Consider the following 16198-nt stretch of genomic DNA (forward strand, 5'->3'; position numbering starts at 1 on the left):
GGTCAGCGAGCCGCCTGGTAGGCGCGACCGACGGCGGTCGCCTCGCTGCCGGTGCGGAACAGCCCGGTCTGGTCCTTGTCCGTCGCGGGCAGGCCGAACCACGCGTACCGCTGTAGCCAGGACAGCCCACCGAGCATCTTCGTCGCCGCAGTGAGGAACGCGGCCTGCTGCGCCTGGGTCGGGAAGCGGACGCCGTTGGAGAAGTCGATCAGGGCGAACTCGGTGAGCCAGATCGGCAGCTGGTAACGGTCGTGCACGGCCTGGAGGTACGACTTGAGCTGGTTGACCGCGTTGGCGGTGGTGAAGTCGCCGCCGTACCAGTGCAGGGCGATGAAGTCGACGCGGTAGCCGCGTTGCTTCGCGCCCGCCATGAAACGGTCGAGCCACTCGCCGGGCCGGTCACCACCCCAGGCCACCGCCGGGCTGCCCAGCGGAAGACCGGTGGCCTGCAACTGCGGCCACAGGTCCAGCGCCTGCTCCACGGTCATCTCGGCCTGCCCCTTCAGGTCCGGCTCGTTGAACCCGAGCAGGTACTTGCCGTTCTTCTTGGCCTGCTGAAGGTTGGTGGCGGTGACGCTCTTCGCCCCCCAGATCATCGGGACGAACTCGGCGCCCTTCGGGCTGGTGACGCCCTGGTGCGCCACGTCCCAGGTGTAGTACCAACTCGCGCCGGAGTTCGCCAGCGCCTGGTTGACCCCGTCGAAGGTCCACACCCCGACGCCCTTGCGCTTCGAGGTCACCGTCGGCGCCGCCGGGGCGACCGGACGCCCGGTCGTCGGCTTCGCCGACGGCGTCGCCGAAGGGGTCGCCGTCGTCGGGCTCGCCGTGGGGGCGGGTGTGGTCGCGCTGGGAGTGCCGAGCTCCGGGTCGGTGGGCGGCGGCGCGTCGACCGCCTGCGTCGCGGCCGGGGCGGGCGTCGGCCCGGTCGGTTGCAGCACGACGATCACACCACTGACCAGTACGGCGACGACGGCTGCCACGACGAGCGGCCACAGCAGACGTCGCGCACCTGTGGGGAGGCGGCCGAGTAACCCGCGTCGGGGGTCCGCGTGGACACCTCGACCGCCCCTCGCGGCGTCCGCTTCACCCTGGCCGGTTGCGCGCATCGATTCCACTCCTTCACGTGGTCGCACTGCTGACAAGCGAGGAGGTGGTGGTTGATCGCCACCAACTCCTCCCCTCAGGAGACTTGCCGACCGAACGGGGATAACGGTTTCGTCGGCGCGAGCACCGAGCGGATGGTCCGCTTGGTGCTTCGATCGCCTCCCGGTCACCGTCAGTGATAGACCGCATCCACTATGCTCGACGCTGCTCGGATCGATGATCGCCGGGGTCGGGGAGGATCTCATGAGCGCTGACCCGGATGAGGCCCTACTACGTGATCTCGCGTGGCCGTTGGTGCGGGAGTTCTCACCAGCCGAGCGAGACGAGCTCTTCCCGTTGCTCAGCGCGGCCTACTTCGCCGATCCGAAAGCCTTCGCCCGTAACGGCACCGTCGGCGGACCGCTCGCGTTCGGGCTGCCCGAGCTCGCGGTGATCGTGACGCCAGCTCTCCTCGCCGCGATGAGCGAGGTGGTCCGCTACGTGGTCACCGAAGCGGCGCTGAAGGGCGTGAAGGCGACGGCCGACGGCATCCGACGCCTGTTCGGAATCTCTCGTCGCCCGGATTCCGCCCCCGACGAGGATGAGCCGCTGACGCTGACCGCCGAGCAGTGGAACCAGATCCGTCGGATCGTCGAGCGCGTGGCGCGTCAGGGTGGCGTCCCCGCCGATCAGGCCGAGCTGATCGCTGATGCCGTGGTGGGACAGGGGCACCGTGGCAGTGGGCCGGCGTGACCGGGTCTGCTGCCCCGGTACGCGACGAACCTCACTCGGCACCGCCACAACCGGCCCCTCCGGTTCTCGCACCGGCGGCGTCCACGCTGCGACTCGCGCTTCTGGTCGCCGTCGTCCTGGCCACCAGCGGGTTCGTCTTCCTCACCCTCTACACGTTCGTTCCCGACCGGCTCGATCGTCTGACGACGGCCATCAGCGCCTGCGAAGCGGAACGATCCGCAGCCCCGGGCTGGTCCGACGTCCCGGTGGTCACCGAGGAGGACCTCCGGAGATCGGACGCGGCCGACCGCCGGATGAGCGACTGCTTCGCCCCCGTGCTCCTCGACCAGTTGGCCTTCATCGCCGGCGGCGTCGCCCTGCTGATCGGCCTGGCGCTCACGTCGTATCTGTCGCATCCCTGGTGGATCGTGCGCCAGCGCAGGTTGAAGCGGTTGTCGGAGGCGACCGCACCGGAGCTGTGGGGTCACCTGGAACAGCTTAGCCGCGAGATGGGCCTCGGTAGGTCACCGGACTGGCGCATCGCACCGTTCACGCGGACAACCGGCGGCCAGGCGTTCGGTCTGCCCTGGCACCGATACGTGCAGCTCGATGCCGGTCTGCTGGTCCTGCACGCCACCAACCGGCCCGCCTTCCGCGCGGTGGTGCGGCACGAGCTGGCGCACCTGCGTCATGAGGACGTGGATCGGACCTATCTGGCCATCGGTATCTGGCGGGCGTTCGTCGCGGTCGCCCTCCTGCCCTACCTCGTTCTGACCCTGCACCCCGAGATGCTCCGCACACCACTCGATTGGCACTGGCGCGACGTGCAGCTCGTGGCGTATCCGGGCCAGACCACATATCGCCTCGTCTCGCTGTTGGTGCTGACCGCAGTGGTGTACCTGACGCGCAACGCGATCCTGCGTGAGCGGGAGACGTACGCCGACGTCCTCGCCGCGGGCCGCGGCGACGGGGACGCACTGCGAGCCGTCCTGGGGCGTCTGCCACCGCTGAAACACCGATGGAGCAGGTGGGGCACCCACCCGGATCCGCGCCGGCGGCTCGCCACGGTGGTGGATCATCGACTGCTGTCCACCACCAGTCTGTGGGAGCTGGCAGGCGTTGGTATCGCGGCCGGTCTGGTCTGCTCGAACGCCGGCTTCCTGGTGGGCATCAACCTGCTGGCCAATCCTCGGCTGGCGTACGCGGCGGTCGGTGTCCTCGTCGGCGCGGTCGCCGTCGCACTGCTCGCGGTGGCGATCTGGCGGGCCGTCGCGATCGAGCCCGTCCGGGCGCCGTCGGCCCTGAGCTGGGTGGTTGGTCCGGCCGCGCTCGTCGCCGGTTTCGCGGGCGGCTCGCACCTGTCTCTTCAGGTGGCCGCCATCGCGGGGGCCTCGGGCATCGCGGACAGCCCGTCGGCCTGGGTCGTCTCGATCCTGCTGTTGATGGCGGGTGGTGTAGCGGTCGCCGCCTGGATCACGTCGACGGCCCGAGGCGTACTCACCGCGCCGGCGCCCGCGTCGTGGGCCATGCCCGCCGTGGTGGTGGTTGCCGCTCTCGTCGGCGCCCTCCTCTTCGCCGTCTGGCTGCCTACCAGCAAACTCGAGACCGGCTTCGCCATCCGCTGGGGTGGACTGCCGGCGGCTGGCGCGGACATCGGTTGGTACGGCGGCATCGCGAGGTGGGCGGAGGTGCGGTTCGACGCCGCGTACCGGTTGGTGTTCAACCCGTTCACGCTGCCCTTCCTGACGTTGCTCTGGCTGACTCCGGTGATCATCCGCCGCTGCCGGATCCGTGGTACGGCGGATGATCAGCCGCTCAGGGTGGGGTACGCGCTCGCCGTCGGCGCGATCGGTGCGGCATGCGTGACGGTGCTCGGAGCCGTGATGCCGTTCGCGGCCAGGGCCGCACTACCAAGCTGGGTTCGGCAGCAGCAGGAGGTGGTGGATGGTGTTCCCTTCTTCGAGATCTACGCCGCCGCCGGCGTCACCGTCGCCGAGGTCGTCGTCGCGGTCGTGATGGGGGTGATCGTGGCCCGGCCCGGCCCGTACCGGCCGGCCCTGGCCGTTCTCGCCGGCTCGACGGCGGCGGCGCTGTCCACTCTGGTGATCTTCTTCGTGACCGACCCGATCGCCTGCCACGTCAACGTCTGGGACTTCTCGCCCGAGCCGGCCCGCTGTTTCGGCCTGTTGTACGCCCAGTCCTTCTCCCGGGTCGGTCTCGAGATCACCGTCAACGGCGTCGTTCTGGCTGGTCCGGTCATGGTCCTGGCCGGGGCGCTGGGCGCCGCCTATCGGCGCCGAGTGCCGCGGATTGTCCCGACCACCCGGCCGACCGGGCGGCTCGGCAGGGCCGTCACCACCGTGCTGCTGATCCTGCTCGTGGTGTTCGCCGTCTACGTGAGTGTGCTCATCCTGCCTCTCGCCTACGAGGACTGGCTCCGGCGCACCTTCGGCTAACGCCACGAGATTCGAGGGGGCAGGTGGACACACCCGGGCGCGTCAGCCCTTCAGGCCGGTGTGGGCGAGGCCCTCGATGAACTGCCGCTGCGCGATGACGAACACGACCAGGACGGGGAGCGCGGTCATTGAGGCCGCCGAGAGCTGCACGTCCCACATGGGCCCGCCGTACGCGTCGACGAACTGGGTCAGCGCCTGCGGCAGGGTGAACTTCTCCGGGGTGGACAGGAAGACGATCGGTTCCAGGTAGAGGTTCCAACTGTGCAGGAAGGTGAAGATCGCCACCGCGCCGAGCGCCGGACGGGCCAGCGGCAGCGCGATCCGCCAGAAGGTCGCGAGCCGGCCCAGGCCGTCCACCCGTGCCGCCTCCTCCAACTCGCCGGGGAGGGTGACGAAGAACTGCCGCATGATGAAGGTCGCCAGCACACTCGGCGCGCCGAGCATCGGCACCAGGATCAACGGCCAGTGGGTGTCGATCAGGCCGACCGAGTTGAACATCTGGAACAGCGGCACGATGGTCACCTCGCTGGGGATCAGCAGGCCCACCAGCACCACCAGGAAGAGCGCGTGCTGCCCCCGGAACCGGATCCGCGCGAACGCGTAGCCGGCCAGCGACGAGACGGCGAGGGTGCCGATGGTGACCACCACCGCGATGTACGCGCTGTTGGCGTACTGCTGGGCGAACGGTTGCAGTTCGAACACCCGCCGGTACGCCGAGAAGCTCAGGTCGGTGGGGATCAGCGACGGGGGGAACGCGAAGATGTCACCGACCGGCTTGAACGACGAGGTGACCATCCACCAGGTCGGGAAGACGAACGGAACGGCCAGCAGGCAGATCAGCCCGTAGATCGCCATCCGGGCCCGCAACGGCAGCCTATTGCTCATGGAAGACCCACTTCCTGCGCATCCGCCACTGCACGACGGTCAGCGTCAGCACGATCAGAAACAGCAGTACCGACAGCGTCGAGCCGTAGCCGAACTGGTGGAACTGGAAGGCCTGCTGGTAGAGGTAGTAGACGAGCACTGTGGTCGAGGTGCCCGGTCCGCCCTGGGTGAGCACGGCGATCTGGGCGAAGACCTGCAACGCGCCGACCACTGTGATGATCGACGTCAGCAGGATGGTCGGGCTGATCAGCGGCACGGTGATCCGACGGAACTGGGTCCAGCGGCTCGCTCCCTCGACCCGGGCCGCCTCGTACAGCTCAGCCGGGACACCCTGCAACGCGGCGAGGAACAGCACCATGTTGAGGCCGACGTTCTTGACCACCTGAACGACGATCACCGACAGCAGCGCGGTCCACTCGCCGCGCAGCCAGTTGGGGCCGTCCAGTCCGACCGCCCCCGCCACCCCGTTCACGCCGCCGTTGTCCTGAAGCAGGAAACCCCAGACGATCGTCCAGGCGACGAGTGAGACCACCACCGGGGAGAAGAACAACGTCCGGAACACCACTGTGCCGCGCAGCCGTTGGTTGAGCAACACGGCGAGCAGCAGGGCCAGGGCGAGGTTGAGGACGACCAGGCCGACGGAGAAGAACAGGGTCGTCCGGAGTACGCCCGGCAGCTTCGGGTCGTCGACCAACTCGCGGTAGTTCTCCGTGCCCACGAAGTCGAAGGTGTCCGCGAGCACGTTCCACTCGTGCAGGCTGTACCAGACCACGAGGCCGAGCGGCAGCAGCACGAAGAGGGCCGAGCCCACCAGTTGCGGTGTCACGAAGAGCAGGCCGGCCAACTGGTCCCGTCGTCGACTCGTCCACCATCCGCGTCGTCGGGGGGCCGCTGCGCCGCCCGGGGCGGGCCGGGGTTCGACCCGACCCGCCACGTCGTCCACGAGGACCGGCATCGCTGATCCCCTACTTCGCCAACAGCGGGTTGATCGCCGAGCAGACCCCGTCGAGGACGGTCCGCACGTCCGCGTCGGGCTTCCACATCGGGTCCAGCGCCGACCGTACGGCCTGGCTCAGCTCGGCCTGGCCGGTGTGGTTGGGCTTCACCACGCCGCCTGCGATCCCGTCGATGACCACGCTCTGCAACTGCTCCGGCTTGAGCAGGGGATTGGTCTTGGCCAGGGTCGCGGCGGTCAGCAGCGGGGTACGCGGCGGCGGGAAGAACTGCGCCAGCTTGGCGGAATTGGCAGGGTTGGTGAGGAAGGCGAGGAAGTCGGCGGCGACCTTGGCGTTCTTGCCCTTCTTCAACACGCCCATGCCACCCTGGCCGATCACCGAGTAGTCACCCTTCGGGCCGGCCGGCAACGGCACCAGGTCCCAACCGAACTTCTGCTTCTCCAGCAGCGAGGCCCGGGAGATCTGGGTGATCGTCATGCCGGCCTCGCCGGCGAAGAAATCGGCGGCGGTACCCGGGCCGGGCAGTGCCTTGGCGGTGAAGATCGCCTTGTGCAGGAAAGTCATCGCGTCGACCATCTCGCCGGCGTTGAAGCCGCAGGTCCTGCCGTCCGCGCTCCACGCCTGGGCACCCCAACCCGTCCAGATGGTGGAGAGGTTGTCCCAACCCTTGTAGTCGAAGTCGCGTACCACAAGGCCCGCCTTGCCGGTTTTCGTCGCCACCGCCGAGGCGGTGGTCACGGCGTTCTCCCAGGTCCACGAGTTGGCGGCGATCAACTCGGCCGGGCTCTTCGCGCCGGCGGCCTTGACCAGGTCGGTGTTGACGAAGATGCCGAACGGCGAGGTGGAGAAGGGGTACCCGTAGAGCTTCCCGTCGGACTGCCACAGCTTCGTCGCGGACGGCGCCAGCTCGTCGAAGGCGTACCCGTCGGTAGCGCGCAGGGTGTCGTCCAGCGGCAGCAGCGCGCCCGAGGAGACGAAGTCGGGAGCCGCGTTCTCCAGGACCCAGGCCAGGTCCGGCGGGTTCCCGCCGGCGATCTGGGTGGTCAGGGTGGTGGTGTAGCTCTCGAACGGGATCGGGTCGAACGTGATCTCCGCGACGTTGGGGTGGCTGCTCCGGTACTCCGCGGCGATCTCGTTGAACAACTTCAGGTGTGCCTCGTTCGCCGACCAGGTGGTCATTCGCAGCGAGACCGGGCCGTCGGAGCCGGCACTGTCGCCGCCGCCGCACGCGCTCAGGCCGAGCATCGCGGCGAGCGCGACGACGGCTGTCAACCGTTTCCTCATCAGGGTTCTCCCTCAGTAGCCGGCGATGTCGGGCCAGCGCAGCTCGACGCCCTCGTCGGCGAGGCGGTTCTGGAATTCGGCCAGCAGGCCGGGGGTGTAGCGCACCGCGCGGGGGGTGACCCGCCGGGCCAGGCAGAAGTCCGCGAGCAGACCGGCGACCTCGCCGACGTTCCACTCCACGGGGTGCAGGCGGTACGAACCGTTGGTGATGTGGGTGGTGCCGATGTTCTTCCCGGCGGGCAGCAGGTTCTCCACCCGCCGGGGGATCAGGGCGCCGAGCGGGATCTCGAAGGGACACGAGGCCACGTCGACGTAGTTGTCCCCACCCGTGGACGGGTGCAGGTCGATGCGGTACATGCCGACGCCCACCGCGTCCGCGTAGCTGACCGCACCCTTGTCGCCGCGTACCGCCAGGGAGAGGTCCTGCTCGACGACCGTGTACTCGGCGCGGATACGTCGCGACTCACGGATGTAGGGGGCCTGGGCCAGACCGCTGTGGGTGACGTCGCCGCCGGTGCTGATGCCGCCGGTGCCGGTGACGTCGCCCCGCAGACGCAGCCCGGGGAAGCCGGTGCCTCCGTCGGCGCGGGGCGCTTCGGTCTGCAGCCAGTAGAGCACCGACAGGGAGAGCTCGCGGGCCGCGGCGATGTGGTGGGCGGGGTCGGGCGCGTCGATCAGCGGCTGCTCGAAGTAGTCGATCATCGGCCAGTTGACCAGGCAGATGTCGCTGTCGTAGCTGCCCGGCAGGAAGTTGCGCCGAGCGGCGATCCGACGGAACGTCCACAGGTTACCGTCGCCCGGACTCAGCCGTTGGTCGGCCATCACCAACCACGGGTCGTCGTCCGGGTTGGGGGTGAAGCTGCGCTCGGAGATCTCCAGGGTGCGCGGGTTGGGGGATCGGAAGGACAGCATCCGGTCGCCCCAGAACGGCGGCTGGTACGCCCGCCAGAAGTCGTACCGGGCAGGCCGATCGATGGTGTGGTCGCCGTCGACGTGGTCGACAGCGAAGCACACCGAGAACGCCTGCATGTTCGTCGGCTGCGCCTCGTCCGGCGCGCTCGGCTCCCCGGTCTCGCCGCACGACTCGAAGCCGGTGACGTACTCGGTGCCGGTCAGCGGCAACAGCTCGCCGGTCTCGGTGGCGTCCAGCACGTACGGCGCGACGACGTGCACCTGTTCGCCGTTGTCCCGGTGTGCCAGTGTCACCCCGGTCACCCGGTCGCCGTCGGTGTCGGCCCCCACCGGCAGGTACGGCTGGAGCAGCCGCAGCCGACCGGCGCCCCGGTACGGCGCGAGCATCGCCTCCAGCACCGCGACCGCGACCTGTGGCTCGTGACAGAGCCGGCTGACGTGCCCCGCCCCGGGGTTGAGCGTGGTGGCCTGCCGCGCACGATCGGTGAGCGGGTAGTAGGCGCGGTAGTAGTCCCGGATGCCGTTGCGCAGCCTCCGGTAGCTGGCGGTGACACCGAACTGTTCGACCCAGGAGTGCTCGTCGGGTGGTACGGCCTGGCTGGTGAGCTGACCGCCGAGCCAGTCGTACTCCTCGGTGAGCACCACCGAACGGCCGGCGCGCAGCGCGGCGAGGGCTGCCGCGACGCCACCGAGTCCACCACCGACGATCAGTACTTCGGCCTGCATGTCTGGCAAGAGCTGTCCTTTCACGGGGTCACCTTCGGCGGCGCGAGGGTGGCGCCGTCGACGGGTTGGCAGGGCACCAGCCGCTGGGGCACGGTGTCCGGGTCCGCCTCCAGCAGCCCGGTCAGCACCTCGACGGCCTGCCACCCCATCTCCCGGCGGGGGATGCGGAAGCCGGTGAAGTCGATGTCCGTGCTGGCCGGTCGGGTGGGGTCGCCGAGCGCCAGGATGGACAGGTCGCCCGGGACGTCCAGGCCGCGTTCGCGGGCGAGTTGGGCGATGGCCACGCCGTCGGCGTACTCCTCGACGACCGCCGCTGTGACGCCTGCCGCGAGCAGGGCGTCGAGCAACTCGGCGGGGGAGCGGTCGGTGGTCGGCAGGTGCCGTGGTGTGTGTCCGGCCTCGTCGAGCGCGGTACGGAAGCCGCGCATGCGGTCGGCGTGCGACTCGGGGCCGGCGCCCTGTCCCAGGTAGGCCAGCGCTGTGTGACCCGCGGCCAGCGCACGGCGTACCACTGTGGCGGTGGCGGTCGGGTAGTCGGCGCCGACGTACGGCACCGGCCCGCCCGCGTTGTCGCGGCGGCCGACCGAGACGAACGGCTGACCCTCGGTGACCAGCCGGGTCAACTCGTCGTGGTCCAGCGATCGTCCGAGCAGGACGCAGCCGTCGGCCAGCCGGAGCCGGTTGTCGTCGTGGAAGATCCGCCGTCGGCCGCCCGACACCGGGGCGCTGGTGAGCAGCAGCAGGTCACAGCCGAGCCGTTCGGCGCACTCCTCGATGCCGACCAGGAACGGGTGGTAGAAGTCCCCGGTGCCGGTCGGGAAGACCGGTTCGTAGGTGAACACGCCGAGGATGCGGTTGTGCCGCGCGGCGAGACGGCGGGCGACCGGGTCGGCGACGTAACCGGTGGTGCGGATGGCGTGCAGCACCCGCTCCCGGGTTTCCGGGGCGATCCTGACGTTGCCGTCGTCGCGGCCGTTGAGCACCAGCGAGACGGTCGCCTGGCTGACGCCGGTCATCCGGGCGATGTCGTGCTGGGTGACTCGCCTGCGCGAACCAGTCACGTTCTGTGTCCAATCGTTACCGAGGTAATACGCATTAGCGTCGGTGAGGTGAAATGGTGCGGCCATCCGAGGTCGCCGTCAAGACCCTTGGGCGCAGAAGTTCAATTGCTGAATGCCGCTCGATAATTCGTATTAGCACCTTGACGGTCGACTGCGGACGCCGCCAGACTCGTCGATGACGACAAGGGTTGCCGGCCTGGCTGCCATATCACTGACAGTGATGGTGGCCGCGACCTTGTCCGTGTCTCCGTGCTGCCGCATCGCCACCCCACCCGCGCTCCGCGGTCGACGAGCGTCCCCTCACGATCGGAGAACCAGATGGCACACGCGTACCCTGATCCGCCCATCGGTCGGCCCACGGAGCTCAGCCGACGTGGGCTGTTGCGCGGCGCGGCCCTGTTGGGCGCCGCCTCCGCAGCCGGCGGTGCCGGCGCACTGCTTCCGGGCGCACCGGCCCTCGCGGGCCCGGCCGGTTTCCCCAGCTACCGGTACGTCCGCGACGCGTTCGACAGTCCGCTGGCCTACAACCCCACCGGCGAGACGATCTTCCCCTGCGTGCGTGGGGTCTACGACAAGATCAGCGGTGCCAAGGGGCGCTACTACCTCTACTACGCCCCCCACGACTCGCCCGGCGGGATCTGCCTCGCCTACGCCGACCGGCTCGAAGGCCCGTACACCGAGCACCCCGGCAACCCCATCGTCGACCGGGTGCTACCGACCACGACGGTCAGCCACGTCTCGTCGCCGCACGTCGTCTGGAACGCCTCCAGCAGGGAGTTCTTCCTCTACTTCCACGGCGAGAACACCACCACCCGGGTGGCCCGGTCCCGAGACGGCATCACCTTCGGTGACGAGACGCCGATCCTGAGCACCAGGCTCGTGCCGAACACGACCGAGACGTCGTACGCCCGGGTGTTCGAGCACCGGGTCACCGGGCTGACCAACAAGTACGTGATGCTCTACATGGGAGCGCACACCGTCCGGCCCGGCACCCGGAAGATCTTCTGGGGGTGGTCGCCGAACGGTTGGGACCAGTGGCGGTTCGCACCCGAGCCGCTGATCTCACCTGCCGGCGACGGGCTCAGCGACATCTCCGCCCCGCACCTGCTCACCCGCAACGGCACCGCGTACGTCGTCTACCACGGCGGCGACGGGCGGATGCACCTCACCGAGGTCGGCAACGCCTTCGACCGGGAGGTGCACCTCGGGGTGTTCCACAGCCCGATCGCCTCCGACGACGGTCGGGTCGCGTCGCCCAGCTTCGGCACCGACGGCGGCGTGAGCTACATGATCTACGAGGCGGGTCCGCGTCTGGGTGCCAGGATCTGCGTCGCCCGGGCGGTCTGACCGCACCGATCCCGCACTCGTGATGCGGCCATAAGCCCCGAAAACGGATTAAGAATCGGTAACATACTCACAGTGATCGGGTGGGACCGTTCGGTGAGGGGGCCCGGAGTGACGGCAGCGGGGCGATTCACCGAGCACCGTCGTCACCCCGGCGTGCCCGTGTCGGCGGCTCTGGCCGGCTGAGCGGTCCCGCCGTCCGTGTCGACGCGTGCCGTGTTCCGAGGGCTCGGGGACAGCCGGAGCCCGAACTCGGCGACCGTCCTGGAACTGCTGTTCGACATCGTCTACGTCTTCGCGCTCGCCCGCCTCGCCGGGCGGGTCGCGGACGACCTGACCATCGTCCGGCACACGCTGCTGTCCGAGGCGGGCCAGACGGTCCTCTTCTTCACGGCGATGTGGATGATCTGGTCGCTCAACGCGCTGCTGTCCAGCACCTACGACCCGCGCCGTCCCGAACTCCAGGCCTTCCTGCTGGCGACGATGTTCGGCACGCTGGTGCTGGCGGTCTCCCTGCCGCAGGCCTTCGGGCAACGGGGTGTCGTCTTCTCCGTCACCTACGTGATCATCCAGGTCGGTCGACCGCTCTTCCTGGCGTTCGCCCTACGGGGTCACCCGGTGCAGGGGTTCTCGATCCGGATCCTGACCTGGCACCTGGCCTCGGGTGTGCTCTGGATCAGCGGTGGCATCAGCGGTGGCCTCGGTCGGGGCGTCTTCTGGACTCTCGCGCTCGCCATCGAGCTGGTCGGTGCCGCCATCACCTACCCCCTGCCCGGCAAGCGCGGGCTCCAGCTCAACTCCCTGGGAGTCACCGTCTCGCAGGCGCACCTCGCGGAGCGGTACAACCAGTTCTTCATGATCGCGCTCGCCGAGGTGGTGCTCGAAGCCGGTGCCGCGGTCAGCTTCCCGGGCTTCTCCCGAGACGGGACCATCACCCTCGTCGCCTCGTTCGTGGCGGTCGTCGCGTTCTGGAGGATCTACTTCTACCACGTCCGTTCTGGGAACGCCTCGTCTCCGAGCGGGGAGGGGATCGACCTGTCCCGGGGGGCCAGCTACAGCCTGCTGCTCATCGTCGGCGGCATCATCTGCACCGCGGTCGGCTTCGGGCAGATCATCGAGGATCCGCATCCACCGATCGACTGGGCTCTGGTGGTCATCGTCTTCGGCGGCCCGGTGCTGTTCCTGATCGGGCGCGGCTTCCTGGAGAAGGGCAGTCGCGCCAAGCCACGTTGCCCTGCATTGTTTGTCGGCGTGGCGGCGCTGGTCGTGGGGGCGGTTCCCATGGTGCTGCTCCCGCCGGTCGCCGTGGCGGTCACCGTGGCGGTGATCCTCGCAGGCATAACCGTTCTGGACCAGCGGGCCCACCAGCGCGGGTCGGAGACCAACCCGACGCTGTGACGGTCCCTTGCGGGTCGCCGACCGTCCCGCGTAGGGTCGTCCGCACGCCGTCGAGCCGGGAGGAGGTCAGAACAATGTCCGATGTTCTGCGCCCCCTCCGCGCTCCGGCGTCCGCGCGGATCTGACCCGGGGCGTTCGCTTCCCGAAGGACCACGCCATGACAGATCTCGTCATCCGTCCGCTCGTCGCGGGCGAGGAACACGTGTTCGACTCCATGCCCGACCCGCTGCCCCAGCTCCGCCAGGTCGCCTACGCCGACGGGGTCGCCGGCGGCGGCTACCGGCCCGAGACCACCTGGGTCGCACTGCGCGCCGACCGGGTGGTCGGCCGGGCCGCCTGGCTGCTCCCACCGGGTGCCATCGGCGCCCCCTGGCTGGACCGGTTCGATCTGGACGCCGAGCCGGAGGTGGGCGCCGCGCTGCTGCGCGCCGCCCACGAGGCACTCGGCGGTCCCGGTCTGTACTACGCCGCTCTGCCGGCGCACTGGCGGCGTCGACCCGAGGTGCTGGCCGTGGTGCGGGCACCGATGGCCGCCGCCCAGCTCGCCGGGCTGGTCGAGCGGGAGGAACGGATCCGGTGCTCCTGGACCGGCGCACCGCTGCCGGCGTCCTCGGGGCGCTACGACTTCCGTACCCCCGCCGACGCGGCGGAGATCAACGCCCTGGTCGCCCGGATCGCCGAGCCGGACGTGTTGACCGGCGTCGAGACCGCACGGGTGGTCAGTGGCATCGACCTGGCCACCGACCCCCTCGGTTGGTTGGGGGATGCGGTCCAGGGATGGCGGGTCGCGACGGAGGCTGGCCGACCGGTGGGCCTGGTCGGCACCGCCGGGGACGCCTGCTTCCCGCTGCTCGCCTATCTCGGCCTCCTCGACGAGGCGGCCCGGCCCGAACTGCTGGCCGAGGCGGTCCGGGTGCTCGTCGCCGGAGGCGCCCGGGAGGTCATCGCCGACGTCGAGGCGCACCGGGTGGCGGTGCTGGCGGAGCTGGAACGGACCGGGTTCCGGCAGTTGCGTACCCGGGTGACCTTCGCACCGCCGAACTCCCAGGAATAGCCGGGCGGGGGTGCGCCCTGTCACCGGGGCGCACCCCTCGGCCAGCGACAACGGCCATCCCTGCCACCATTCTGCCCATGCCGGAGATCATCGCGTTCGTCGTCGGCGGACTGGCGCTGGTCGTGGCGGCCGTCGCCGGACTCTGGCTGTGGCCGGTACGGCGTCCTGGCCGCCGCCTCGCGCCCGCGCAACCACTCGACTTCGACACTGCCGTCCGTGCCGCCGATGCCCACGTCGCGAACGAGACGACGGACCCGGAGGTCCGGCCCGAGTCGCGAAGCCGTCTGCTCAGCCACGGCTCCCGTACCGACCGGGCCGTCCTGCTGCTGCACGGATACACCCTCGCGCCGGAGCAGTACGACGAACTGGCCCAGGAGTTCTTCGACAGGGGCTACAACGTCTGGGTGCCGCGGGCACCGCAGCACGGGACCGTCGACCGGCAGGCCCACCACCGGGTCGAGGCCGAGGAGCTGACGACGTACGCCGCGCAGGCATGGGCGATCGCGGCGGCCCTGGGCGACGACGTGGGCGTCGTAGGGATCTCCGGCGGTGCCGTGCTCGCCACCTGGCTGGCTCAGGTGCCCGGCGCCGCCGTACGCCGCCTGCTGGTGCTGTCGCCGTTCTTCGGTCCGAATCCGCGACAGGCGCCGGCCTACGCGGTCAGACCCCTCATTCAGCTGTACGGGCGTCGCGTCCTCCGGGACCGGGTCACGTCGCGCGGGTACTCCCTCGCCGCCGTCACCCAGTACCTGGCGATCGCCCGCACCCTGCCGCGCCCGACTCGACGCACCGGCCTGCGGGGCGTGGCGGTGGTGATCAGCCCGCTCGACGGCGTGGTGGACCTCGAGGCGGCAGTCGACGTGCCGCGCCGCATCGCCGACGCGAACGCGGTGCCGCTGCGGGTCTGCGCACTGCCCGAGGCGCTGGGCGTCGAACACAACACCCTCAACCTCGGCGCAGACGGGGACGAGTGGCGGCGGCGGTACGTCGCGCTCTACGAAAACGCGACGGCTCCGGCGACAGATGTGCCGCTCGGTCGGTGACGCCGTCGCCGGAGCGGTCGCGGTAGCGAGCGGTATACCTCAGAGGCATATTTATGACTCTGAGGTATACCGCTCAACAGCACGTCACTCGGCGGGCTGGGCGGCGGCGTTGAGCACCGGCGGGGCGTAGCCGGCCGGCTTGTCGCCGATGCCGAGGCCGGGGCTCACCACCCAGGACTGGTACTGCGGCGTGAACATCACGTAGGGCACCCCGAGCTCCGGCGCGCTGGCCTCGTCGAGCCGGCGGCGGGCGTCGGCCGGGATCTCGAAGTCGAGCGCCTCGAAGTTGCTGCTGACCTGTTCGGCGCTGCTCGCCCCGATGATCACCGAGGCGACGGAGGGTTGGGTGGCGACCCAGTTGATCGCGACCTGGGCCATGCTGCGGCCCAGGTCGGCGGCGACGCTCTCCAGAGCCTCGATGACCTTCCACTCGCCGGCGCTGACCTGGCGACCTCCGGCGTCCGGGTTGGTCAACCGGCCGGTCCCGCTCAGGCCGGCGTCGCTGCGCCGGTACTTGCCGCTGAGCAGGCCGCTGGCGATCGGGCTCCACGCGGTGAGCCCCATGCCCATGGTCTGGGCCATCGCCGTGTACTCGGCCTCGATGCCCCGACTCACCAGGGAGTACGGCAGCTGCAGGTTGATCATCGGGGTCAGGCCGTGCGCCTCGGCGTAGCTCTGCGCGCGGGCCGCGTACCAGGCCGGTACGTCCGAGAGGCCGGCGTAGCGGATCTTGCCGGCGCGCACCAGGTCGTCGAGCGTGTGCACGACCTCCTCGATCGGGGTGATCCGGTCCCAGGTGTGCAGCAGGTACAGGTCGATGTAGTCGGTGCCGAGCCGGCTCAGCGACGCCTCCACTGCCCGCATGATGTGCTTGCGGCCGTTGCCGCTCGCGTTCGGGTCACTCGGGTCGACGGTGTTGGTGAACTTGCTGGTCAGCACGAGCCGTTCGCGGACGCCGGCCCGGTCGATCAGGCGGCCGAGGATCTTCTCGCTCTCCCCGGCGGTGTAGAAGTCCGCTGTGTCGATGAAGTTCCCGCCCGACTCCAGGTACTGGCGGAAGATCGGCTCCGACTCCTCCTCGGTCTTGCCGTACGCGGCGTGGAACCCGTCGACGCCGAAGTTCATGGTGCCCAGCGACAGCCGGCTCACTCGCAGACCGGACCGCCCGAGCAGGTAATAGTGGTTCATCGTTGCGTCCTCCCGATCACGTGCCGGCCCCTGGCGGACCGCCTGCCAGACCTTTGCTCGCCAAAAATGGACCTGC

General features: G+C 69.8%; 13 protein-coding genes. 6 read left to right on the forward strand and 7 right to left on the reverse strand.

Going from position 1 to position 16198, the window contains the following annotated elements; all coding sequences use genetic code 11:
• Positions 1-2: 2 nt before the first annotated feature.
• Complete coding sequence (locus FHU34_RS13970; RefSeq protein ID WP_244311665.1) at positions 3-1106, reverse strand: glycoside hydrolase family protein; 1104 nt, start codon at positions 1104-1106, stop codon at positions 3-5.
• A gap of 214 nt (positions 1107-1320) precedes the next feature.
• Here FHU34_RS13970 and FHU34_RS13975 point away from each other — a divergent pair, with 214 nt between their 5' ends.
• Together FHU34_RS13975 and FHU34_RS13980 are read left to right on the forward strand one after the other, a co-directional pair.
• Positions 1321-1836, forward strand: a complete 516-nt coding sequence (locus FHU34_RS13975; protein ID WP_145780492.1) for a hypothetical protein — start codon at positions 1321-1323, stop codon at positions 1834-1836.
• Positions 1833-4271: a M48 family metalloprotease gene (locus tag FHU34_RS13980; protein WP_145780494.1), complete on the forward strand. Its 2439-nt coding sequence runs from the start codon at positions 1833-1835 to the stop codon at positions 4269-4271. The genes FHU34_RS13975 and FHU34_RS13980 overlap by 4 nt, the downstream gene beginning before the upstream one ends.
• 42 nt (positions 4272-4313) lie before the next feature.
• Here the strand turns inward: FHU34_RS13980 and FHU34_RS13985 are convergent, their stop codons facing one another.
• Genes FHU34_RS13985 through FHU34_RS14005 form a run of 5 tightly spaced genes read right to left on the reverse strand, consistent with a single transcriptional unit; the run spans position 4314 to position 10095 of the window.
• The gene (locus FHU34_RS13985; RefSeq protein WP_145780496.1) at positions 4314-5156 is read right to left on the reverse strand and encodes a carbohydrate ABC transporter permease; all 843 of its coding nucleotides are present in this window, start codon (positions 5154-5156) and stop codon (positions 4314-4316) included.
• Positions 5146-6111, reverse strand: a complete 966-nt coding sequence (locus tag FHU34_RS13990; RefSeq protein WP_145780498.1) for a carbohydrate ABC transporter permease — start codon at positions 6109-6111, stop codon at positions 5146-5148. The genes FHU34_RS13985 and FHU34_RS13990 overlap by 11 nt, the downstream gene beginning before the upstream one ends.
• Positions 6112-6121: 10 nt before the next feature.
• Complete coding sequence (locus FHU34_RS13995) at positions 6122-7396, reverse strand: ABC transporter substrate-binding protein (protein WP_208744997.1); 1275 nt, start codon at positions 7394-7396, stop codon at positions 6122-6124.
• A gap of 12 nt (positions 7397-7408) precedes the next feature.
• Positions 7409-9034 carry an FAD-dependent oxidoreductase gene (locus FHU34_RS14000; RefSeq protein ID WP_145785583.1) on the reverse strand — a complete coding sequence of 542 codons (1626 nt, stop codon included), beginning with the start codon at positions 9032-9034 and terminating at the stop codon, positions 7409-7411.
• 20 nt (positions 9035-9054) lie between these two features.
• Positions 9055-10095 (reverse strand): LacI family DNA-binding transcriptional regulator, encoded by a 1041-nt coding sequence (locus FHU34_RS14005; RefSeq protein WP_145780502.1) that lies wholly within the window; start codon positions 10093-10095, stop codon positions 9055-9057.
• A 318-nt stretch (positions 10096-10413) separates the two neighbouring features.
• Between FHU34_RS14005 and FHU34_RS14010 the strand changes: the two genes are divergently transcribed.
• The 4 genes from FHU34_RS14010 (at position 10414) to FHU34_RS14025 (ending at position 14934) form a co-directional block, all read left to right on the forward strand.
• Complete coding sequence (locus tag FHU34_RS14010) at positions 10414-11442, forward strand: glycoside hydrolase family protein (RefSeq protein ID WP_145780504.1); 1029 nt, start codon at positions 10414-10416, stop codon at positions 11440-11442.
• A gap of 198 nt (positions 11443-11640) precedes the next feature.
• Complete coding sequence (locus FHU34_RS14015) at positions 11641-12837, forward strand: low temperature requirement protein A (RefSeq protein ID WP_145780506.1); 1197 nt, start codon at positions 11641-11643, stop codon at positions 12835-12837.
• 157 nt (positions 12838-12994) lie between these two features.
• Positions 12995-13891: an acetyltransferase gene (locus FHU34_RS14020; RefSeq protein WP_145780507.1), complete on the forward strand. Its 897-nt coding sequence runs from the start codon at positions 12995-12997 to the stop codon at positions 13889-13891.
• 77 nt (positions 13892-13968) lie between these two features.
• Complete coding sequence (locus tag FHU34_RS14025) at positions 13969-14934, forward strand: alpha/beta hydrolase (protein WP_145780509.1); 966 nt, start codon at positions 13969-13971, stop codon at positions 14932-14934.
• Positions 14935-15018: 84 nt separating this feature from the next.
• Here the strand turns inward: FHU34_RS14025 and FHU34_RS14030 are convergent, their stop codons facing one another.
• On the reverse strand, positions 15019-16122 hold the full coding sequence (locus FHU34_RS14030) for an aldo/keto reductase (RefSeq protein WP_145780511.1): 1104 nt from the start codon (positions 16120-16122) through the stop codon (positions 15019-15021).
• Between the last annotated feature and the right edge of the window lie 76 nt (positions 16123-16198).

The sequence above is a fragment of the Micromonospora taraxaci genome (assembly GCF_007830095.1).
GTDB classification, from domain to species: Bacteria; Actinomycetota; Actinomycetes; order Mycobacteriales; family Micromonosporaceae; genus Micromonospora; species Micromonospora taraxaci.